This window comes from Castellaniella ginsengisoli (assembly GCF_040955415.1).
GTDB lineage: Bacteria > Pseudomonadota > Gammaproteobacteria > Burkholderiales > Burkholderiaceae_B > Castellaniella > Castellaniella ginsengisoli.
Genome location: NZ_CP158257.1, coordinates 807,920 through 828,739, shown reverse-complemented (window position 1 = coordinate 828,739; position 20,820 = coordinate 807,920). Strand labels below are relative to the sequence as shown.

The following is a 20,820-nucleotide window of genomic DNA, read 5'->3' as shown; positions in this document are numbered from 1 at the left end:
TGTTTCCAGGGAATCACGCATGATCAAGAAGGTACCTGTCTCCCAATTGTGCGTCGGCATGTACGTGCATGACCTGGGCGGCTCTTTCCTCGACCATTCCTTCTGGCGCTCGCGCTTTCTGATCCAGAACGAGCGCAAGCTGCGCCGTGTGCAGGAATCGAAGCTGGACTGGGTGCTGATCGATACCAGCCGGGGGGTGGACGTGCCCACCGGCGCTCCGGCGACCGCTGCGCCCGCGGCCGCTTCCGTTTCAGCGGCCGCCGGGGCGCAGCAGCCGCCCGCGCCGGCGGTGGATGCCGCGCCCCAGTCCGCCTCGACGGAACAGCAGGCCTTCGACGATGCCAAGGACATCATCGAAGGCTCGCGCGCGCAAGCCAAGCAGTTGTTCGCCGACGCGGAACTGGAGGGCAAGATCGATCTGCGCCAGATCGAGGGGCTGGTGCAGGACATGGCCGATTCCATCGAGGGGCATCCGGATGCGCTGACCAGCCTGGCCCGCATCAAGCGCGCCGATCAGTACCTGTACGCGCATTCCGTGGCGGTGGCGGCGCTGATGACTTCACTGGCGCGCACGCTGGGCCTGTCCGATGATCAGATCCGCCTGGCCGGCATGGCCGGCCTGCTGCACGATATCGGCAAGGTCCGCGATCCGAGCGAAGCATCCGGCAAGCTGGGCCGCCCGATCCAGCCGGTGCAGGAGATACAGCAGAAGCATCCTCAAACCGGCGCCGAGATGCTGCGCCAGGATTCCAGCGTGCCGCCCGAGGTGGTCGACGTCTGCCTGCATCATCACGAACGCATCGACGGCAAGGGTTTTCCGGACGGCCTCGCAGGCGAGAACATCAGCCTGCTGGCCCGGATGGCGGCCATCTGCAATTTCTACGACGAGGTCACCTCGACGCGGCCCTTCAAGAAAGGCTGGGATCCGGCCTTTGCGTTGTACAAGATGATGAAGGCCGAGGGGCAGTTCGACCCCGACGTTCTGGGGGCTTTCGTGCGGACGGTCGGGCGCTACCCCCTGGGATCCATCATCAGCCTGACGCAGAGCGAATTGGGGCTGGTCGTGGCGCAAAACCCCGATACGCCTGAGCTGCCCGTGGTCAAGATTTTCTATTCGATCCGCTGGAGCCACGCCATCCCCGAGCGTCGGGTGAACCTCGCCGATCCCGATTGCCCCAGCCGTATCCTGCCTGTGGTGGCGCCGGTGGATTGGGCCCAGTCGGGCCTGCCGGTGCCCCCTATCGTGTAGCGGAAGCCCGAGGCTTCGCACGCAGGCCGATCAGGATCGCCAGGACGATGCCTGCCGCAGCGAAAGCGGCGGTGGCGGTCCAGGTCCATTGCCAGTCTCCGCCGGACCGGTTGACGGTCCAGGCCACGACGGGGGGGCCGACGAACTGGCCCAGCGACGAGCATTGCTGCATCCAGCCGATGGTCGTCGACGTGGTTTGCGGCGTGGGTGCCAGGGTCAGCGCCAGCACGAACAGCGTGGCCGGCACCAGCCCGCCCACCATGGAAAACACCAGCACGGCCGCGAACTGGGCCGAGGCGGGCAGGCCAGCACCGAAGGCGGCATAGGCGCACAAAATCATCGTCCCCAGACCGGCCACTAGCAAGTGCCAGCCCGGTGCGCCACGGTGCAGCAAGCGGCCGGCGGCGAGGTTGCCGATTGCGTTGGCGCCTGCGACGATGGCCGTGAGCAGTCCGGCCGTGGTGCCGCTCACGCCTTGGGCGGCATAGATCGTCGGCAGGAAGCCGATCACCGCCATCCATTGACCCGCGTACAGTCCGAAAATCAGCGCGATCAGCCAGACGTTCACCGATCCGAGGGTCGTGCGCGCCAGTTGCAGCAGGGAGTCCCGTGGCCGCCCGGCACCGGCCGGGGCATCGGCCGGCACGAGGCGCAGGGTGAGCAGCAGGCACCCCACGGTCAGCGCCGCCAGCAGCCACCACAGCAACTGCCAACTGCCCAGGCTCAGCACCCAGGATCCTCCCAGCAGGATGATCACGGTGCCCAGCGGCATATAGCTGCCCCACAGCCCCATGATGCGGCTCAGCCGGTCCGGCGGAACGAGCCGGCGGATCAACGCGGGTATCGGCATGGCGACCATCAGGACGCCGCACCCTTCCGCTGCGCGAAACAGCAGCACCAGCAGGCTGGAATCCAGCCAGGCGCCCAGCATCGAGGCCGTCGCCAGAATGCCCAATCCGGCCAGGACGCAGCGGCGCAGGCCAATGCGCTCGGCGACCAGCGCGACCGGCAGGCCCAGGAACAGCCCGCCGAGCTGCACGGCCGACAGCAAGAAGCCCGATTCCACCAGGCTGAGCCCGAGCTCGACCTGAAGTTGGGGCAGGGCCGGCGGGACTTTCCAGATGTGCAGCGCGGCGCACATGCCGACCAGCACCAGGAACAGAGCGGCGCGGATGGCGGCATGAGTCTCGGCGGCGCGGAGTCCGGGGGCGGTGTGCGGCATGGGCGGTCAGGAAAAAGGAGGGGTGCGGGGCAGCCAGCGCCAGAACATCCAGGCGGCGATGAACCCCAGGGCGCCGATGGCGGTGATGCCGCTGGCGAGCGAGAGCGCGGCGGTGACGCCGGACAGCAACAAGGGGCCGCCGCCGCCCCCTAGGTCGGTGATCAACCGCCAGATGCCCAGGAAGCGGGTGCGGTCGGTGGCGGGCGAGGCGTCGGCGCCGATGGTCATGATGATGCCCGAGCCGATGCCATTGCCCACGCCCAGAATCATGCTGACGGCCAGCAGAGCTGAAAATCCCGCTGTCCAGGGAATAGCGATCAGGCTTGCGCCCATGATCAGCATCGAGGGCAAGGCCACCCAGAGGCGGCCGCGCAGATCCATGATCCGGCCGGCCGGGTAGAACAGCAGCATATCCACCCCGCCCATGATGCCGTAGATCAGGGCGGTCGCCGTGGCTTCCAGCCCGATCTCGTCGGCCCAGAGCGGGATGACGATCTGGCGGCAGGCGCGGATCGCCGAGACCAGCGCCGTGGCCACGCCCAGCGTCAGGAAGATGCCCGCGTGCGCGCGCGCCAGGCCCGCCAGGGACAGGTGCGGCACGTTGCGATGAGCGATGCGGTCGCGTGCTTCCAGGTCGGGCACGGCGAGGGCCAGAAGCCCCGCGCCCAGAAAGGCCAGAAGAGCAGCCCAGTAGGCGCCTTGCAGTCCCATCAGGTGAATCAGCCCGGCGGAGACGAAGGGGCCGGCGAACAGGCCCACCCGCATGGTGCCTCCCAGGGTGGACATGGCGCGCGCGCGCATGTGCACCGGCACGGCCTCGATGAGATAGGTCTGGCGCGCCAGCAGGAAAATGGAACTGGCCAGGCCGATCATCAGGACGCCCAGGCCGAAGATCCAGGGGGTGCGGGCGGCCAGGCACAGGGCCATGGCGGCCATGCACAAGAGGGATGCGCCGACCATGGCGCGGCGTTCGCCGTAGCGGTTGGCCAGCATGGCGGCCGGCAGGTTGGCCATCATCGAGCCGATGCCGATCAGGGCGACGATCAGGCCGGCCAGCGCCGAGCTGGCGCCCAGGTCTCGGGCGCTCAGGGCGAGCACCGGGTAGATGGCGCCTTCTCCGAGGCCGAAGAGGAGAGAGGGGCCGAAGGCCGGCAGGGCGATTCGGGCCAGGCTGAATGAATCGGGAGAAGGAGGCACGCCGCAGGTCGCAATGACCAAAACGGCATTGTCGCATACAGGTTGCGAAAGCGCGCGGATACGGCTTGATCGGGGGTTCCCCTATTGTTTGTATGGAAGTTGGCAGATTCAATCCAAAACGCCACTAGGCGTTATTACCGATTGCGAGGTGTGCTGGTTTGCATGCATCATTCACGCGCTCTCGACCGTTTACAAAACGGCACATATTTGCACGGTTTATCAACCAACCTTAGGGGCTCTCTCTCATGCAACGTCGTTCCTTCCTCAAGAAGGCTGCCCTCGGCGCGGCCGCCGGCGGCGCCACCCTGGCTGCACCTGCTTTCGCCCAGGAATCGCCCGCCATTTCGTGGCGCCTGGCCTCCAGTTTCCCCCGTAGCGCCGACGCCATCTATTCCGGCGGCGAAAACGTCGCCAAGTTCGTGTCCGAAGCGACCGGCGGCAAGTTCCAGATCCGCGCCTTCCCCGGCGGCGAACTCGTGCCCGCCCTGGGCGTGCTCGACGGTGTGCAGAACGGCACGGTCGAATGCGGCCACACCGCGTCCTACTACTATTTCGGCAAGGATCCGGCCCTGTGCTTCGACGGCGCCGTGCCCTTCGGACTGAACACCCGCCAGTACAACGCCTGGGTGCGCCATGCCGGCGGCCTCGAAGTGCTGCGCGAGCTGTTCGCCAAGTTCAACATCGTCAACTTCCCCTGCGGCTACACCGGCTGCCAGATGGGCGGCTGGTTCCGCAAGGAAATCAAGACGGTCGAAGACCTCCAGGGCCTGAAGTTCCGGACGGCGGCTTTTGCCGGCGCCGTGCTGATGAAGCTTGGCGTGGTGCCCCAGCAGATTGCCGGCGGCGATATCTACCCGTCCCTTGAAAAAGGCACCATCGATGCGGCCGAATGGATTGGCCCTTACGACGACGAGAAGATGGGCTTCCACCGCGTGGCGCCGTACTACTACTTCCCCGGCTGGTGGGAAGGCACGCTGCAAGTGTCCCTGTACGTCAACAAGGACAAGTACGAAGCCTTGCCCAAGCACTACCAGGCCGTCCTGGACCAGGCCTCCGCGCTGGCGACCAACACCATGATCGCCACCTTCGACGCCGAAAACCCCAACGCCCTCAAGCGCCTGATCGGCGAAGGCGCCAAGCTGCGCGCCTTCCCCAAGCCCGTCATGGATGCCTGCTACAAGGCCGCCCAGGAAACCTACGCGGAACTCTCCGCCAAGGATCCGGCCTTCAAGAAGATCCACGATTCCTACATGGGCTTCCGCGACCACGAAATCCCGTGGTTCCGGATCGCGGAAGGCAGCTTCGACCAATACATGGCCACGGCTGCCAAGTAATCAAGGCCTCTTCCGGCCTGGCTCAAGGCCGTTCATGACCGGTTCGCGCCCAGCCCCCCCTCGAGGGGGCTTGCGCGTGTCCGGGCGTAATCCTTTCTTTCATTGGCTCTCACCATGAATGCACTTCTCGCCCTGTCGCGAGTGATTGACGCCGTCAATCGCCGCGTGGGCCGGGCCGTGACCTGGCTGATCCTGCTTGCCGTACTCGTCAGTTCCACGAACGCGACGGTTCGCAAGCTGTTCAACGTCAGTTCCAACGCCTGGCTCGAATTGCAGTGGTATCTGTTCGGCGCCGTCTTCCTGCTGGCGTCCGGCTATACCCTGCTCAAGAACGAACACGTTCGCGTCGACGTCCTGGCTTCGCGTTTTTCCCGGCGCACCCAGCTCTGGATCGAAGTCATCGGCGTGCTGTTCTTCCTGATGCCCGCCTGCGTCCTCATCATGTGGCTGTCCTGGCCCTTCTTCATGGACGCCTTCGTCAACCACGAGCAATCCTCCAATGCGGGCGGCCTGATCCGCTGGCCGGCCAAGCTGCTGATCCCCATCGGCTTCGCCCTGCTGGTGGCGGCGGGTGTCTCGCACCTGATCAAGAGCATCGGCTGCCTGCTGGGCCGCTGCCCCGATCCCCGCGAGGTCCACACGGGCAAGTCCGCCGAAGAACTGCTTGCCGAAGAAATCGCCCGCGAGGCGCAAGAGCGCGAGGCCGCCTCGCATGAGAGGCACTGACGATGGAAGCATTACTACTCGCATATATGGCGCCGATCATGTTCGGCATGCTGGTGTTCCTGCTGCTGCTGGGCTTCCCGGTGGCGTTCTCGCTGGCCGCCAACGGGATTTTGTTCGGCCTGATCGGGATCGATCTCGGCCTGCTGTCTCCGGCCCTGTTCCAGGCGCTGCCCCAGCGTGTGTTCGGCGTGATGGGCAACGAGTCCCTGCTGGCGGTGCCGTTCTTCACCTTCATGGGGCTGATCCTGGAGCGTTCCGGCATGGCCGAGGATTTGCTGGAAACCGTCGGCCAGCTCTTCGGGCCGCTGCGCGGTGGCCTGGCGATCGCGGTCATCCTGGTGGGGGCGATGCTGGCGGCGACCACCGGCGTGGTGTCCGCCTCGGTGATCTCGATGGGCCTGATCTCGCTGCCCATCATGCTGCGCTACGGCTATGACCGCCGGCTGGCAACCGGCGTGATCGCTGCCTCCGGCACGCTATCGCAGATCATCCCGCCCTCGTTGGTGCTGATCGTGCTGGCCGACCAGTTGGGCCGTTCCATCGGCGATATGTACAAGGGCGCCTTCTTGCCGGGCTTCGCCCTGACGGGACTGTACGTCCTGTACGTCGTCGCGGTGGCCTTGCTCAAGCCGAAGTCGGCGCCGGCCATCCCGCCCGAGGCGCGCACCTTCGTCGAGCCCAATGGCGGGCACGGCATTCCGTCCCTGCTGGTGCTGATGGCCATTGCCGTCGGCATTTCCGTCGTGGGGGTGGAGATCCTGCTCGTGGAAGGGGCGCACGTGGACGAGCTGATCGTCACCAGCATCCTGATCTGGGGCGGCGCGGCCTTCGTCATGGCCCTGATCAACAAGACGCTGCGCCTGGGCCTGCTGTCGCAGATCGCCGAACGCGTGACCTTCGTCATGATCCCGCCGCTGGCCTTGATCTTCCTGGTGCTGGGCACGATCTTCATCGGCGTGGCCACGCCGACCGAGGGCGGCGCCATGGGGGCGGTCGGTGCGCTGATCATGGCGATCATCAAGCGCCGCCTGAACTTCAAGCTGCTGCGCCAGGCCATGGATACCACGACGACGCTGACCTGCTTCGTCGTGTTCATCCTGATCGGCTCCTCGGTGTTCAGCCTGACCTTCCGGGGCGTCAATGGCGACTTGTGGGTCGAACATCTGCTGACCGGCCTGCCGGGCGGCGAGATGGGCTTCCTGGTCGTGGTCAGCATCCTGACTTTCCTGCTGGCCTTCTTCCTGGATTTCTTCGAGCTGGCCTTCATCATCGTGCCGCTGATCGGTCCCGTGGCCGACAAGATGGGCATCGATCTGATCTGGCTGGGGGTCCTGCTGGCCGTCAACATGCAGACGTCCTTCATGCACCCGCCGTTCGGCTTCGCGCTGTTCTACCTGCGGTCGGTGGCGCCCAAGGAAGACTACCAGGACAAGATCACCGGAAAGACCATCGCCAAGGTCACCACCGGCCAGATCTACTGGGGGTCGATCCCCTTCATTGTCATCCAGATCGCCATGGTCATCCTGGTGTTGCTGTATCCCGGCATGGTCACCCACTACAAGGCGGACCGTCCCGAAGTCAACCTCGAAGAGGTCAAGCTCGACATGGGCGACTTCAGCGGCTACGGCTCGGCGGCCGGAGGGGGCACCTCCGACCTGGACTACAACAATATGTTCAAGTAGGGCGCATGCCCTTGCGGCCGGTCCCGCCGAGGCGGGGCCGGCCAGTGAAAGGCCCGGCAACGTGCGTTGCCGGGCCTTTTTTTCTGGCGGAGGGGTGCCCGGAGGCCGTCAGGCGGAAAGGCCGGGGCCCGGGCGTTGCCGCGTGCGGACCACGTCCAGCCAGGCGTCGAACGGCATGGGACGGGCCAGCAGATAGCCCTGCAGGGCGTGGCAAGCATGTTCGAACAGGAACCTGGACTGCGCCTCGGTCTCCACGCCCTCGGCCACCACGCGCAGGTTGAGCTGATCGGCCATCGCCAGGATCAACTGGACGATGGCGATGCTGTCGCTGTCGTTGGGCACATCCTGGACCAGGCTTTTGTCGATCTTCAGCTCGTACAGCGGCAGCCGTTTCAGGTAGGCCAGGTTGGAGTAGCCGGTCCCGAAATCGTCGATGGAGAAGCGGATGCCCAGCAGGGACAGCGCCTGCATGCGTTGCGCGACGGCCTGGATGTCCCGGATCAGCACGCCCTCGGTGATTTCGAAAATCAAACGGTTGCCCGGGACGCCCTTGCTTTCCAGCGTGTCGCGGATGTATTCGGTGAATTGGGGTTCCATCAGCTGTTTGGGGCTGATGTTCAGAGACAAGGGGTAGGTCTCGCCCAGCTTCTGCAGCAACAGTAGTGCATCGCAGGCGAACTGGAGCGACCAGGATCCCAATAGACCGATCAGGCCGGTTTCCTCGGCGACGGGGATGAACAGGGCGGGCGATACGGCGCCCCGGGCGGGGTGCGTCCAGCGCGCCAGCAGTTCGCCGCCCGTGACGCGCCCGTCGCAGCCGAACTGCGGCTGGATGTGCAGGACGAGCTGCGGTGTGCCGATGGCTTGCAGCAGATCGTGTTCCAGCCACAGCCGCTGCTCGACCTCGGATTGCAGGCCCTGCTCGTAGAACGTGACCTGATTGCCGCTGTGCTGCTTGGCGCGGTGGGTGGCCATGTCGGCTTCGCGCATCACGGAATCGGAAGTCTGGCTCTCAGCCTGGATCAGGGTCAGGCCGATGCTGGCGGTGACGTAGGCGGGTTTGTTCTGGATGGAAAACGCGCTGTTGCAGATGGCGAGCCGGATTTTTTCAGCCACATGCATGGCGTTGCGGGCCGCATCGTTGACGTTGCCGCCCAGGCTGTCGAGCAACACGAGGAATTCGTCGGCGCTGACGCGCGAGACCAGGTCCCGATCCCGCACGCTCGCACGCAGGCGGTCGGCGATGCTGCACAGCACCTCGTCGCCGGTGGCGTGCCCATGCATGTCGTTGATCCGCTTGAAGCCGTCCAGGTCGATCAGCAGCAGGGCGCCGATGGATCGGCCCTGCTGGGCCGCTTCGATCATCTGCGTCAGATGGGTCAGCGCCGTGCGCCGGTTGGGCAGGCCGGTGAGCGTATCGTAGACGGATAGGTGATGGGCGGTTTCCTCGGCGCGCAGCCGTTCGGTGATGTCGGTGGCCACCGTGCAGATGGCCTCCAGGGCGCCGTCCGGATCGCGCATGGGCGCCTTGATCGTCAGGAAGACGCGCGGCTCGCCCTGGCGTGGCCTGACGGTCATTTGGGAGACGCTGCGCTCGCGGGAGGCGATGACGGCCTGGTCGCTGCGCGCGATGCTGTCCAGGGAATCCGTGTCCGTCAAGGTGTCCTCGTCGCGCAGCCCGATCAGCCCGCCTTCGCCCAGACCCAGGAATTCCTCGTGCTTGCGGTTGGCGAAGGTATAGCGGCGGTCCAGGTCCTTGATGCTGACGGCGGCATCGATGGCTTCCAGAATCGCGTCCAGGCGGCGTTCGGTGCGCCGCAGGAGACGCCGCTGGCGGCCGAGCTGGATGCGCAGCAGCAGCGTGGCGAACAGGGTCAGGGCCAGCAGTCCGCTCAGTCCGCCGACGATCCACAGGCCGTAGCGCCCCAGCAAGGATGGCGTGCGGGGCAGGCGCCAGGAATCCAGGGTGCGGTAGTAGAACGAATCGGGCTCCGACTGCCAGGCGCTGAGGTGGCGGTCGATTGCCGCCAGCACCTCGGGATGGCGGCCTTTCGGCGCGGCATAGAACGCCTGGGTCGGCTGGAAGATGATGGGCGTGGCGACGAGCTGGTATTGTTGGGCGAACAATTCGCCGACGTAGAAATCGGCGGCCACCGCATCGGAGAGCCGAGCCTGGACTTGCTGGAAACCCGTCTCCAGGGTCTGGACGGGCTCGGTGCGGGCTTCGATCTGCAGACTCGAGAGCGTGGTCTGTAGGTAGTCCTGCTGGGTCGAGCCCTCCAGGACCGCGATCATGTGGTTGCGCAGATCCTCGATCGAACGCAGGGCATGCTCGGGACGGGCATAGACCTGGGACCAACTGTGCAGCGCCGGGACATGATGCAGGCTGAACGTCTTGGACCGTTCGGGGGTGTAGTAGACATCGGGCAGCAAATCGATGTCGCCCTCGGCCAGCAGTTTCAGGCAATGCGCCCAGTTGCAGGACCGGGTGTGGATCGTCCAGCCCTCCTGGCGGGCGATTTCGTTCAGCAGTTCGCCCAGGATGCCGGCCGGACGGCCGTCCTTGGCGATATAGACGTCCGGTTTCTGCTCATAGATGCCGACTTCCAGCGTCAATCCGTGCACGGCCGGAACGTACAGGCCCAGGCACAGCGCAAGAGCCGGCAGGAAAATGCCACGATACGGACGGTCGAGAGAGGCCATAGGATTCGGTCCGGTATCCGGATGCCAGGATGGGCGGTGCGCGGGTTCCTGGGGCGGGAGGCTGCCCGGCAGGCCCGGGCATGAGGCCAAAAGAGAACATCATAGTGCCGGGCCGGGCGCGGCAAAGTGTTGCATAGCACGCAGGTTTGTCATCAATTGTCGAGATTGTCGACAATCTCGTCGCCGCCGGCGGGGCGCCCCGCCGGAGCGTCCGGATCCCGGTCGGTCCGTGGGGGGGGCGGGAAGGCGGCGTACAATGCCGGCACGCATTTCCATTCCGATGTATTCCCCCAAAAGGTGGATCATGTCCCAACGATTTTTTGCGGATGCGCATGCCCGGATCGGGCAGTTGCGCGAAGAGGGTTTCTACAAGTCGGAGCGCGTCATCGCGGGCCAGCAATCCGCGCGTGTGCGCTTGGCCGACGGCGCCGACGTGCTGAATTTCTGCGCCAACAATTATCTGGGCCTGGCCAACGACCCGCGCCTGATCCAGGCGGCCGGCGAAGGCTTGGCCGCCGACGGCTTCGGCCTGGCGTCGGTGCGTTTCATCTGCGGCACCCAGACGGGGCACAAGGCGCTGGAAGCCGATCTGGCCCGCTGGCTGGGCATGGGCGACGCCATCCTGTATTCCAGTTGCTTCGACGCCAATGGCGGCCTGTTCGAGGCCTTGCTGGACGAGCAGGACGCCATCGTCAGCGATGCGCTGAACCACGCCAGCATCATCGACGGTATCCGCCTGTGCAAGGCGCGCCGCTACCGCTACGCCAACAATGACATGGACGATCTGCGCACGCAGCTTCAGGCGGCGCGGGACGGCGGCGCCCGGCACGTCATGATCGCCACCGACGGCGTGTTCTCCATGGACGGCATCATCGCCGACCTGGCGGCGATTTGCGACCTGGCCGATGAGTTCGATGCCCTGGTGATGGTGGACGATTCCCATGCCGTGGGCTTCATGGGCGCGGGCGGGCGCGGCACGCCGGAACACTGCGGCGTCGCGGGCCGGATCCATATCCTGACCGGGACGCTGGGCAAGGCGCTGGGCGGGGCCTCGGGCGGCTATGTCGCGGCCGATTCCGTGATCGTCGACCTGCTGCGCCAGCGTTCGCGTCCCTATCTGTTTTCCAATACGCTTGCCCCGGCCATCGTGGCGGCGTCCCGGCGGGTGATCGAGCTGCTTCAGGATGCCGAAGGCGCCGAGCTGCGCGCCCGCGTCCACCGCAACGGCGCGCATTTCCGCCGCGAGATGCAGGCGCTGGGCTTCGACCTGGTGCCTGGCGAGCATCCGATCATCCCAGTGATGCTGGGCGATGCCGCCCTGGCCGGCCGCATGGCCGACGCCCTGCTGCAACAGGGCATCTACGTGATCGGCTTCTCGTATCCGGTGGTGCCCAAGGGCCGTGCCCGCATCCGTACCCAGATGAGCGCGGCCCATACCCCGGAGGACATCGACCGGGCCGTACAGGCGTTCGCCCGTGTGGGAAAGAGCCTGGGCACGTTGAAGTCCTGAAACGCGCCGGGCGAGTCCGGACCGCGTGCGCGCGGCGAGGTGGATGCAATTCAATAGGGAAATTTCATGAGAGCTTTGGCCAAAATGCAGCCCGCCGTCGGGCTGGAACTGGTGGATGTCCCCAAGCCCGTCATCGGGCACAATGATCTGCTGATCCGTATCCGCAAGACCGCCATCTGCGGCACCGACATCCACATCTGGAAATGGGACGACTGGGCCGCGCGCACCATTCCGGTGCCCATGCACGTGGGCCACGAATACGTGGGCGAGGTGGTGGAGATCGGCCAGGAGGTCCAGGGCTTCCAGATCGGCGACCGCGTGTCCGGCGAGGGCCACATCACGTGCGGCCATTGCCGCAACTGCCGCGCAGGCCGCCGACACCTGTGCCGCAATACCGAGGGCGTGGGCGTCAATCGCCCCGGCGCCTTCGCCGACTACCTGGCGATACCGGCGTTCAATGCCTTCCGCATCCCGGACGATGTGCCCGACGATCTGGCCGCCATCTTCGACCCCTATGGCAACGCCACTCATACGGCGCTCGCCTTCGATCTGGTGGGCGAGGACGTGCTGATCACCGGCGCCGGGCCGATCGGCGCCATGGCGGCGGCGATCGCCCGCCACGTGGGGGCGCGCAACGTCGTCATCACCGACGTCAACGACTACCGCCTGGACCTGGCTTCCCGCATGGGCGCCAGCCGCACGGTGAACGTGGCCCGCGAGGATCTGCGCGACGTCATGCGCGAACTGGGCATGACCGAGGGGTTCGACGTGGGCCTGGAGATGTCCGGCGTGCCCAGCGCCTTCGCCTCGATGCTGGACCAGATGAACCATGGCGGCAAGATCGCCATGCTGGGCATTCTGCCCGACGGGGTGGGAATCGACTGGAGCCAGGTGATCTTCAAGGGCCTGGAGATCAAAGGCATCTACGGCCGCCAGATGTTCGAGACCTGGTACAAGATGGTCGCCATGCTGCAAAGCGGCCTGGATTTGTCGCCCATCCTGACGCACCGCTATCCGGTGTCGGATTTCCGCCAGGGCTTCGACGCGATGCTCTCAGGCCAAAGCGGAAAAGTCGTATTGGATTGGATAAGCCCGGACGCTGAATAGTCCTTGAGGACTATTCAGCGCCTGGCGAATCCGAGCCGCTTGCAAGCGGCGAGGTGGAGAGATGCCCCGGCTGGATACTATCCCAGGCCTGGCGAAATAGTCCTTGAGGACTATTCAGCGCCTGGCGGATCACAGTTGCCGCAGCAGATCGTGGATCGCGGCGCGATCCATGCCGCGCGCCAGCGCCAGCCGCAGGGCGGTGCGCGCCTGCAGGGGATTGAGCGCATGGGCTGCGATCGGACCGTCGGCGGCTTCGGTGACGGGGCCGTCCGGCACCCGGCTGGCGCGCACGCACACCAGGCCGTGGCGGGCCGCCCGGGCGCACCCCCGTGCGGCGGCCGGGCTCAGGCTGCCGTTGCCCATGGCCGCCACCACGATGCCGCCCGAACCGGCCTGGATCGCCGCGGCATAGGGGTGCGCCGGCGCATCCTGGTAGTCGAGGATGATGTCCACCGGCGGCAGCGTGCGCAGGCCGGCCAGGGAAAACGCGGCCGTATCGGAAAGCTCGGGGCGCATGGCGTAGCGGACCCGGCCGTCGGTGACCGCGCCCAGCACCCCGGTGCCGTCCGCCCCGAAGGCGTCCACGCGGGTGGTGTGGCGCTTGGCGGCATGCCGTGCGGCCACGATGCAATCGTTCATGACCACCAGCACGCCCCGGTCCCGGCTGGCGGGATCGGCGGCGGCCAGCAAGGCATTGACCAGGTTCAGCGGGCCGTCCGCGCTCAGGGCCGAGGCCGGGCGCATGGCGCCGGCCAGCACCACGGGCTTGGGATGGCGCACCGTCAGGTGCAGGAAGAAGGCGGTTTCTTCGAGGCTGTCGGTGCCGTGGGTCACCACCACCCCGTCCACGTCAGGATCGCGCAGGTGGCGGTCGATGGCGCGCGCCAGGCGCAGGACCCGGGCGGTGGTCAGGTCGCGGCTGTCCACGTTGAACGGCTGCTCGCAGCGGATGTCGGCCACCTCGGCCGCGCCGGGGATCGCCGCCAGCATGGCGTCGATCCCCTGGGTAACCCGGTAGCCGGTCAGCGTGCGGGCGTCGCCGGCCGTGGCGGCGATGGTGCCGCCCGTGCCGATCAGGACCAGGCGTGGCCGCATCAGGGATACAGGCCGCGCACCTGGCGGGCTTCGAGGATGCGGGAGCAGGCCACGATGAAGGCCGCCGTGCGCAGCGACACCCCGTGCTGGCGCGCGACGCCCGACATCGAGGCGTAGGCGGCGCGCATCATGGCTTCCAGCCGGTGGTTGATTTCCTGTTCCGTCCAGAAGAAGCTGGAGAAATCCTGCACCCATTCGAAGTAGCTGACCGTCACCCCGCCCGCGTTGGCGACCACGTCGGGAACGATGACCGTGCCCTTGGAGGAGATGATGTCGTCGGCTTCGGGAGTGGTCGGGCCGTTGGCGCCTTCGACCAGGATGCGGGTGCGGATCAGGTTGGCGTTGTCGCGGGTGATCTGGCCTTCCAGGGCGGCGGGAATCAGGATGTCGGTTTCCAGCGACCAGAACTCTTCGGGAGTGAGCGTCTGGGCGTCGGCGGCGCCCGCCACGCCGCCGTTTTCGCGCACGTGGTCGAACAGGGCCAGGACGTTCAGGCCGTTGTCGTTGTGGACGATGCCGGTGTGGTCGTAGACCGCGACGACCTTGGCGCCGGCCTCCTGGAACAGGCGTGCGGCGGTGCCGCCCACGTTGCCGAAGCCCTGGATGGCGATGCGCGCGCCCTTGATGTCGATGCCGGATTCGCGGGCGGCTTCGCAGGCCGTCACGTACACGCCGCGGCCGGTCGCCTCGACCCGGCCCAGGCTGCCGCCCAGCGAGATCGGCTTGCCCGTGACCACGCCCGTGGTGGTGGCGCCTTCGTTCATGGAGTAGGTGTCCATCATCCAGGCCATGACCTGGCCGTTGGTGTTGACGTCCGGTGCGGGGATGTCCTTGTTGGGGCCGATGATGTCGTGGATTTCGCTGGTGTAGCGGCGCGTGATGCGTTCCAGCTCGCTCTGGGAGTGGTTGCGCGGATCGATGCGGATGCCGCCCTTGGCGCCGCCGAAGGGCAGGTTGACGGCGGCGGACTTGACCGACATCCAGGCCGACAGGGCCATGACCTCGGACAGGGTGACGTCCTGGTGGTAGCGCACGCCCCCCTTGCCGGGGCCGCGCGAGGTGTTGTGCTGCACCCGGTAGCCTTCGAAGTGGGCGACCGTGCCGTTGTCCAGTTCCACCGGGATGTCCACGATCAGGATGCGTTTGGGGCGCTTCAGGGTTTCGACCCAGCGCGCCAGGGAGCCCAGGTAGGGCGTGACGCGGTCGACCTGCTCCAGGTAGATGCCCCAGGGCCCGGGGTGCGACGGGTCCAGGTAAGAGGGCAGGGTTGAGGGAATTGTCTCGGGCATGGCTTATAACCTTTTATATAAGTACGGAACAGTCAGGGACATACGACCGACCCTATTTTAGTGCGGCGGTGGTGCCCTGTGTCCAGGGCCGGCGCGTATATCAAGCCGGCTTATATCGAACCAACGTTTTTTTCGTTCCGCCCGGGGCGGGGCGGAGGCACACTGGATGCTCCCGTCGGCGGCTAGCCGGCTTTTTCCATCGGAGAAGAACCGTGTCGCTGACGCTGTCCCCACCGCTGGAGGCACGCTGGGAGGCCCTGCTGGCCGGCCTGGCGCGCATCGCGGACATGCATCCGGACGCTCTGCTGGCATCGTCCATGGGGGTCGAGGATACCCTGCTGATCCACGCCGTGGCGCAACTGCCCCGGCCGCTGGGCGTGTTCATGCTCGATACCGGCCGCCTCCACGCCGAAACCCTGGCCATGGTGGACGTCGTGCGCGAGCGCTACGGCATCGAGACGCGCGTGGTGCGCCCCGACGCCGGGGCCGTGCGCGCCCACGTGGCCGAACACGGCGAATTCGCTTTCTACGAGAGCGTGGCATTGCGCAAGGCGTGTTGCGGCATCCGCAAGGTCGAGCCGCTGCGCCGCGTGCTGGCGGGGCGCTCGGCCTGGCTCACCGGCCAACGGCGCGAGCAATCCCTGACCCGGGTCGAGTTGCCCGAAACGGAATGGGACGAAACCTTCGGATTGCAGAAGTTCAATCCCCTGGCCTTCTGGACCACCGACGAAGTCTGGGCCGTGGTGCGCGCGCTGGGCGTGCCCTACAACCCGCTGCACGACCGGGGCTACCCCTCGATCGGATGCGAGCCCTGTACGCGCGCCGTGCGCCCCGGCGAAGACCCGCGCGCCGGCCGCTGGTGGTGGGAACGGCGCGACAGCCGCGAATGCGGCCTGCATGCCGGCAATCTGCGGGCCCGCGCACACCCCGGGGTGCGTCCGCGCGACCCTCTCTCCACGGATACTACGGAAACGACGACATCATGAGCACTGCCCTTCTCGCACGGACCCACCTCGACTGGCTGGAATCCGAAGCCATCCATATCCTGCGCGAAGTGGCCGCCGAGTGCGCACGGCCCGTGCTGCTGTTTTCGGGCGGCAAAGATTCCTGCGTGCTGCTGCGCCTGGCTGAAAAGGCGTTTCGCCCGGGCCGCTTCCCCTTTCCCCTGATGCATATCGACACCGGCCACAACTATCCCGAGGTGATTGCCTTTCGCGACCGCCGCGCGGCGGAACTGGGCGAAGAGCTCATCGTGCGCAGCGTCGAAGACTCCATCGCGCGCGGCACGGTCGTGCTGCGCCATGCGCATGATTCGCGCAATGCGGCCCAGGCCACGACCCTGCTGGAATCGATTGCGGAATTCGGCTTCGACGCCTGCATCGGCGGTGCCCGCCGGGACGAGGAAAAGGCTCGCGCCAAAGAGCGCATCTGCTCGTTTCGCGACGAGTTCGGCCAGTGGGATCCCAAGGCCCAGCGCCCGGAGCTCTGGAACCTCTACAACACCCGCGTGCATCCGGGCGAGAACATCCGCGTCTTCCCGATCTCGAACTGGACCGAACTGGATGTCTGGCAGTACATCGAGCGCGAAGGCCTGGACCTGCCGTTGATCTACTACGCGCATGAGCGCGAGGTGGTGCGTCGCAACGGCCTGCTGGTGCCCGTCACGCCGCTGACCCCGGCGGGCGAGGGCGAGCCGGTCGAGCGCCTGGTCGTACGCTTTCGCACGGTGGGGGATGTGTCCTGCACCTGCCCGGTGGCCTCCACGGCGGCCACCCCCGCCGACATCATCGCCGAGACGGCCGTCACCACCATCACGGAGCGCGGCGCCACGCGCATGGACGACCAGACCTCCGAGGCATCGATGGAACGGCGCAAGAAACAAGGCTATTTCTAATCGGCCGCCCAAGGAATCCCCATGAATGCAATCAACGAACAATGGCAGGCCGCATCGGACACCAGCGTGCTGCGCCTGATCACCGCAGGGTCCGTGGACGATGGCAAATCGACCCTGATCGGCCGCCTGCTGCTCGACAGCAAGGGCGTGTTCGCCGATCAGCTCAAGGCCATTGCAGGTTCGAAATACACCCGCGCCCCCGATCGCGCGCTGGACCTGGCGCTGCTGACCGACGGGCTGGAGGCCGAGCGCGAGCAAGGCATCACCATCGATGTGGCCTACCGCTATTTCGCCACGCCGGCGCGCAAGTTCATCGTGGCCGATGCGCCTGGGCACGAGCAGTACACGCGCAATATGGTGACGGGCGCTTCGACGGCCGACGCCGCCGTGATCCTGATCGATGCCAGCCGCGCGAGCGACGGCGTTCTGCTGCCGCAGACCAAGCGCCACAGCGCCCTGGCGCGCCTGCTGGGGTTGCGCCATATCGTCGTGGCGGTCAACAAGATGGATCTGGTCGGCTGGGATCAGGCTGTGTTCGAGCGGATCCACGCGGCGTACCGGGATCTGGCCGAACGACTGGACATTCCGGCCTTTCATATCGTGCCGCTGTCGGCCCTGTCGGGCGATAACGTGGTGCAGCGCAGCGAACGCGCGCCCTGGTACCAGGGACCGCCGCTGTTGGCCCTGCTGGAAAGCCTGCCTGTGGACCCGGTGCGCGACCAAGACCAGGCCCGTTTCTTCGTCCAGTGGGTGATCCGCCACAACGGCAGCGGGGCCGATGCGTTCCGGGGCTACGCCGGACAGCTCCAGGGCGGGGCCTGGCGAGTCGGCGATGCCCTGCAGGTGCTGCCGAGCCGCGAATCCGTCCGCATCGCGGGCTTGCTGCGCGGCGCGCGGGCGGTCGACCAGGCCTTGCCGGGCGACAGCATCACGGTGGTGCTGGATCGCGATGTCGATCTGTCCCGGGGCGATGTGCTGGTCAATGCCGAGTCGCAGCCGTCGCTGGACAAGGACTTCGAGGCCGACTTGTGCTGGCTGGACCAGCAGGCGCTGAATCCGGCGCGGTTGTACTGGCTGAAGCAGGGCACCCGCCTGACCCAGGTCCGCATTCAGGCCGTGCTCACCCGGCGCGACATCCACGAACTGCGGTCGGTGGACTGGAGCGGCACCCTGGCGATGAACGACATTGGCCGCGTGCGGCTGCGGGCCCGCGACCCGCTGGTCCTGGACGACTACGATACGCAACGGGCCACGGGCGCCTTCATCCTGATCGACACGGCCACGAACCAGACGGCGGCGGCGGGCCTGGTCCGGCGTTGATCGCGGGCCTTCCGTCCCGCGCTCCGCGGGCCGGGCTGGGGTGAATCCCGATGGGCGCTCTTGGGGCTTCGTGCCATCATGACGGCGGGTGGCCGGCGTCCGGCCCGTCGCCGTGAAGCCGTATGCTCCGATTTGCCCATCAGAATCTCCGCCTGCCTTCCCTGGCCACCATCCAGGCGTTCGAGTCCGCCGCCCGATTGGGGTCGTTCGGCCGGGCCGCCGAAGAACTCTGCATCACGGCCAGCGCCGTCGGCAAGCGCATCAGCCAGCTTGAGGCCGCGCTCGGCCAGCCGCTGTTCGACCGGGGCAGCCGAGGCGTCTCGCTGACCGCGTCGGGGCAAGAATACCTGGACCAGATCGAAACGGCGCTGCACCTGCTGTCCGACATCTCCCTGCATCGCCGGGCCAGGCCGCGAGAGCGCATCCGGCTGGTCACGACCCCCACCTTCGGGCATTTCATCCTGGGGCCGCACCTGCACGAATTCACCTCGGCCCACCCCAATGTGGACATGAGCGTGGTGCTGTCCATTCCCTATCTCGACATCGGTCCCACCCAGGCGGATTTCTGGGTGCGTTTCGGCCTGGGCCGGTATCCGGGCGCGCTGTCCGAGCGCCTGACCGACGATGCCGTGTTTCCGGCGTGTTCGCCCGACTACCTCAAGCGCCACGGCGCCCTGCGGCGGCCCGCCGATCTGGCCGGCGCCAACCTGCTGCGCTGTCCCCTGGATCCCTGGAAACCCTGGTTCGACGCCGCTGGGCTCGACTGGCCGGAGCCCGAAGGGGGCGTAAGTTTTTTCGATGTGGGCCTGGCGATGGCTGCCGCGCGGGCCGGGCAGGGCGTCATCATTGCCCGGCACAGCCTGGCGGGCCCTTGGCTCGAAGAAGGCAGCCTGGTGTCGCCGTTCGACATCCAGGCGGCGCCCGATTCCCATTACTACTTGTGCCGCGAAGCCGCCACGCCGCTGACCGGCGCCCACCTAGCGTTTTCCCTATGGATCAAGGCGCTTTGCGCCCGGAAATCCTCGTCTTCCTAGGCTTTGCCCAAGGGTACGGAATTTCTTTCCACCCTGGCCCGATGCAATTTCCGACAGCGCGGCGAGACGGTCGATAGACTCTTCGCCATGCATGTGAAAACCGGCCGGCGCCTTCGCCGGCCGCATCGAAAACAGGAGACGACATGACATTTCACAAGACTTGCCTGGCCCTGGCCATCACCCTGTCGATGGCAGCGACCGCCCAGGCGGCCGATGCCATCAAGATCGGCGTGTCCGGGCCCTTCACGGGGGGGTCCTCATCCATGGGCGTGAGCATGCGCGACGGCGTGCGTTTGGCCGTCCAGGAGGTCAACGCCAAGGGCGGCGTGCTGGGCCGCCAGATCGAGTTGATCGAGCGCGACGACGAGGCCAAGAACGAACGCGGCGTGCAGATCGCCCAGGAACTGATCAACCGCGAAAAAGTCGTGGCGACCGTGGGGCTCATCAATACCGGCGTGACCCTGGCTTCGACCCGTTTCTACCAGAATGCCTCGATTCCGGCGATCGTGAACGTCGCCACGGGCTCGGTGGTCACCCAGCAGTTCCTGCCGCCCAAGTACGAGCACAACTACGTGTTCCGCATGTCGGCCGCCGACAATATCCAGGCGCCCATGATCGCGGCCGAAGCCGTCACCAAGCGCGGCTTCAAGAAGGTCGCCATCATGGCCGACTCCACCAACTACGGCCAGTTGGGCCGCGAAGACATGGAGAAAGCCCTGGAAAAACTGGGCGTCAAGCCGGTGGTGGTGGAAAAATTCAACATCGGCGATGTAGACATGACGGCGCAACTGCTGCGCGCGAAGGAAGCCGGCGCCGAGGCGCTGCTGACCTACGGCATCGGCCCCGAACTCGCCCAACTGGCCAACGGCATGGCCAAGCTCGGCTGGAAGGTGCCCCTGATCGGCAGTTGGACGCTGGCCATGGCCAACTTCATCGATACCGCGCGCGCCAACGGCGATGGCGCCCTGATGCCCCAGACCTTCATCCAGAACCCCAACACGCCCAAGCGCAAGGCGTTCATCGACGCCTACGTCCAGACCTTCAAGCCCAAGCACGATCGGATCGAATCGGCCGTGTCCGCCGCCCAGGGATATGACTCGGTGCTGCTGCTGGCCGCCGCCATCGAACAGGCCGGCGACACCAAGGGCGACGGCATCCGCGCCGCGCTCGAAAACCTGCAGAAACCCGTCGAAGGCGTGATCATGACCTACAAGGCGCCTTTCTCGGCGTCCGATCACGAGACCATCGATGGCCCCGACCTGGTCTACATGGGCGAGGTATCCAAGGGCCGCGTGGTCTTCGCCCACCCCGAAGACGAGCAGCGCAGCGTCGCCAACGCCGGCCAGTCCGCGCAGTAACGCCGCCGCACCGGCGCGTCCCGCCGCCTGGCGCAGGATGCGCATTCCGACACGCGATTCCCGGGGCGCCACCGCCCCGGGCGGCGCGTTCCCGCTGGAA

General features: G+C 66.6%; 16 protein-coding genes. 11 read left to right on the top strand and 5 right to left on the bottom strand.

All coding sequences use genetic code 11. The features are described 5' to 3' along the window. Window positions 1-19: 19 nt before the first annotated feature. A complete protein-coding gene (locus tag ABRZ00_RS03890) occupies window positions 20-1,249 on the top strand; it encodes an HD-GYP domain-containing protein (protein WP_368641060.1) in 1,230 nt (409 codons plus the stop codon). Here ABRZ00_RS03890 and ABRZ00_RS03885 read toward each other — a convergent pair. Continuing rightward, the gene (locus ABRZ00_RS03885) at window positions 1,239-2,471 is read right to left on the bottom strand and encodes a CynX/NimT family MFS transporter (protein WP_368641061.1); all 1,233 of its coding nucleotides are present in this window, start codon (window positions 2,469-2,471) and stop codon (window positions 1,239-1,241) included. The two genes, ABRZ00_RS03890 and ABRZ00_RS03885, sit on opposite strands and share 11 nt — an antisense overlap. Window positions 2,472-2,477: 6 nt before the next feature. Continuing rightward, a complete protein-coding gene (locus ABRZ00_RS03880) occupies window positions 2,478-3,668 on the bottom strand; it encodes an MFS transporter (RefSeq protein ID WP_368641062.1) in 1,191 nt (396 codons plus the stop codon). Window positions 3,669-3,913: 245 nt separating this feature from the next. Between ABRZ00_RS03880 and ABRZ00_RS03875 the strand changes: the two genes are divergently transcribed. From ABRZ00_RS03875 to ABRZ00_RS03865, 3 genes are all read left to right on the top strand, one after another. Then, window positions 3,914-5,002 carry a TRAP transporter substrate-binding protein gene (locus ABRZ00_RS03875; RefSeq protein ID WP_343837960.1) on the top strand — a complete coding sequence of 363 codons (1,089 nt, stop codon included), beginning with the start codon at window positions 3,914-3,916 and terminating at the stop codon, window positions 5,000-5,002. 114 nt (window positions 5,003-5,116) lie between these two features. Then, complete coding sequence (locus ABRZ00_RS03870) at window positions 5,117-5,728, top strand: TRAP transporter small permease subunit (RefSeq protein ID WP_368640101.1); 612 nt, start codon at window positions 5,117-5,119, stop codon at window positions 5,726-5,728. A gap of 2 nt (window positions 5,729-5,730) precedes the next feature. After that, the gene (locus ABRZ00_RS03865; protein ID WP_368641063.1) at window positions 5,731-7,410 is read left to right on the top strand and encodes a TRAP transporter large permease subunit; all 1,680 of its coding nucleotides are present in this window, start codon (window positions 5,731-5,733) and stop codon (window positions 7,408-7,410) included. A gap of 108 nt (window positions 7,411-7,518) precedes the next feature. Here ABRZ00_RS03865 and ABRZ00_RS03860 read toward each other — a convergent pair whose 3' ends face one another. Next, complete coding sequence (locus ABRZ00_RS03860; RefSeq protein ID WP_368641064.1) at window positions 7,519-10,113, bottom strand: EAL domain-containing protein; 2,595 nt, start codon at window positions 10,111-10,113, stop codon at window positions 7,519-7,521. 280 nt (window positions 10,114-10,393) lie between these two features. On the opposite strand from ABRZ00_RS03860, the gene ABRZ00_RS03855 reads away from it, so the two are divergent. Both ABRZ00_RS03855 and tdh read left to right on the top strand, forming a co-directional pair. Next, on the top strand, window positions 10,394-11,623 hold the full coding sequence (locus ABRZ00_RS03855; RefSeq protein WP_368642791.1) for a glycine C-acetyltransferase: 1,230 nt from the start codon (window positions 10,394-10,396) through the stop codon (window positions 11,621-11,623). Between the two features lie 66 nt (window positions 11,624-11,689). Then, a complete protein-coding gene (gene tdh / locus ABRZ00_RS03850) occupies window positions 11,690-12,730 on the top strand; it encodes an L-threonine 3-dehydrogenase (RefSeq protein WP_368641065.1) in 1,041 nt (346 codons plus the stop codon). 129 nt (window positions 12,731-12,859) lie between these two features. Here the strand turns inward: tdh and ABRZ00_RS03845 are convergent, their stop codons facing one another. Beyond that, window positions 12,860-13,825 carry an asparaginase gene (locus ABRZ00_RS03845; RefSeq protein ID WP_368641066.1) on the bottom strand — a complete coding sequence of 322 codons (966 nt, stop codon included), beginning with the start codon at window positions 13,823-13,825 and terminating at the stop codon, window positions 12,860-12,862. Next, window positions 13,825-15,114, bottom strand: a complete 1,290-nt coding sequence (locus ABRZ00_RS03840) for a Glu/Leu/Phe/Val dehydrogenase (protein ID WP_343837977.1) — start codon at window positions 15,112-15,114, stop codon at window positions 13,825-13,827. Before ABRZ00_RS03840 ends, ABRZ00_RS03845 begins: the two co-directional genes overlap by 1 nt. A 212-nt stretch (window positions 15,115-15,326) precedes the next feature. On the opposite strand from ABRZ00_RS03840, the gene ABRZ00_RS03835 reads away from it, so the two are divergent. The 5 genes from ABRZ00_RS03835 to ABRZ00_RS03815 all read left to right on the top strand — a co-directional run bounded on the left by ABRZ00_RS03835 (window position 15,327) and on the right by ABRZ00_RS03815 (window position 20,720). Continuing rightward, window positions 15,327-16,100, top strand: coding sequence for a phosphoadenylyl-sulfate reductase (locus tag ABRZ00_RS03835; protein ID WP_368641067.1), 774 nt, complete (start codon window positions 15,327-15,329; stop codon window positions 16,098-16,100). Continuing rightward, a complete protein-coding gene (cysD, locus tag ABRZ00_RS03830; RefSeq protein ID WP_368641068.1) occupies window positions 16,097-17,008 on the top strand; it encodes a sulfate adenylyltransferase subunit CysD in 912 nt (303 codons plus the stop codon). Before ABRZ00_RS03835 ends, cysD begins: the two co-directional genes overlap by 4 nt. 21 nt (window positions 17,009-17,029) lie before the next feature. Beyond that, on the top strand, window positions 17,030-18,328 hold the full coding sequence (locus ABRZ00_RS03825) for a sulfate adenylyltransferase subunit 1 (RefSeq protein ID WP_368641069.1): 1,299 nt from the start codon (window positions 17,030-17,032) through the stop codon (window positions 18,326-18,328). Window positions 18,329-18,450: 122 nt separating this feature from the next. After that, the gene (locus ABRZ00_RS03820) at window positions 18,451-19,362 is read left to right on the top strand and encodes a LysR substrate-binding domain-containing protein (protein ID WP_368640107.1); all 912 of its coding nucleotides are present in this window, start codon (window positions 18,451-18,453) and stop codon (window positions 19,360-19,362) included. A 143-nt stretch (window positions 19,363-19,505) separates the two neighbouring features. Further along, window positions 19,506-20,720: an ABC transporter substrate-binding protein gene (locus ABRZ00_RS03815; RefSeq protein ID WP_368641070.1), complete on the top strand. Its 1,215-nt coding sequence runs from the start codon at window positions 19,506-19,508 to the stop codon at window positions 20,718-20,720. The last annotated feature ends 100 nt before the right edge of the window (window positions 20,721-20,820 follow it).

Coding starts and splice junctions, on each gene's coding strand:
- ABRZ00_RS03875 (WP_343837960.1), top strand. CDS start 3,914: ATGCAACGTCGTTCCTTCCTCAAGAAGGCTGCCCTCGGCGCGGCCGCC.
- ABRZ00_RS03885 (WP_368641061.1), bottom strand. CDS start 2,471: ATGCCGCACACCGCCCCCGGACTCCGCGCCGCCGAGACTCATGCCGCC.
- ABRZ00_RS03820 (WP_368640107.1), top strand. CDS start 18,451: ATGCTCCGATTTGCCCATCAGAATCTCCGCCTGCCTTCCCTGGCCACC.
- tdh (WP_368641065.1), top strand. CDS start 11,690: ATGAGAGCTTTGGCCAAAATGCAGCCCGCCGTCGGGCTGGAACTGGTG.
- ABRZ00_RS03855 (WP_368642791.1), top strand. CDS start 10,394: ATGTATTCCCCCAAAAGGTGGATCATGTCCCAACGATTTTTTGCGGAT.
- ABRZ00_RS03840 (WP_343837977.1), bottom strand. CDS start 15,114: ATGCCCGAGACAATTCCCTCAACCCTGCCCTCTTACCTGGACCCGTCG.
- ABRZ00_RS03870 (WP_368640101.1), top strand. CDS start 5,117: ATGAATGCACTTCTCGCCCTGTCGCGAGTGATTGACGCCGTCAATCGC.
- ABRZ00_RS03825 (WP_368641069.1), top strand. CDS start 17,030: ATGAATGCAATCAACGAACAATGGCAGGCCGCATCGGACACCAGCGTG.
- ABRZ00_RS03865 (WP_368641063.1), top strand. CDS start 5,731: ATGGAAGCATTACTACTCGCATATATGGCGCCGATCATGTTCGGCATG.
- ABRZ00_RS03890 (WP_368641060.1), top strand. CDS start 20: ATGATCAAGAAGGTACCTGTCTCCCAATTGTGCGTCGGCATGTACGTG.
- cysD (WP_368641068.1), top strand. CDS start 16,097: ATGAGCACTGCCCTTCTCGCACGGACCCACCTCGACTGGCTGGAATCC.
- ABRZ00_RS03815 (WP_368641070.1), top strand. CDS start 19,506: ATGACATTTCACAAGACTTGCCTGGCCCTGGCCATCACCCTGTCGATG.
- ABRZ00_RS03860 (WP_368641064.1), bottom strand. CDS start 10,113: ATGGCCTCTCTCGACCGTCCGTATCGTGGCATTTTCCTGCCGGCTCTT.
- ABRZ00_RS03845 (WP_368641066.1), bottom strand. CDS start 13,825: ATGCGGCCACGCCTGGTCCTGATCGGCACGGGCGGCACCATCGCCGCC.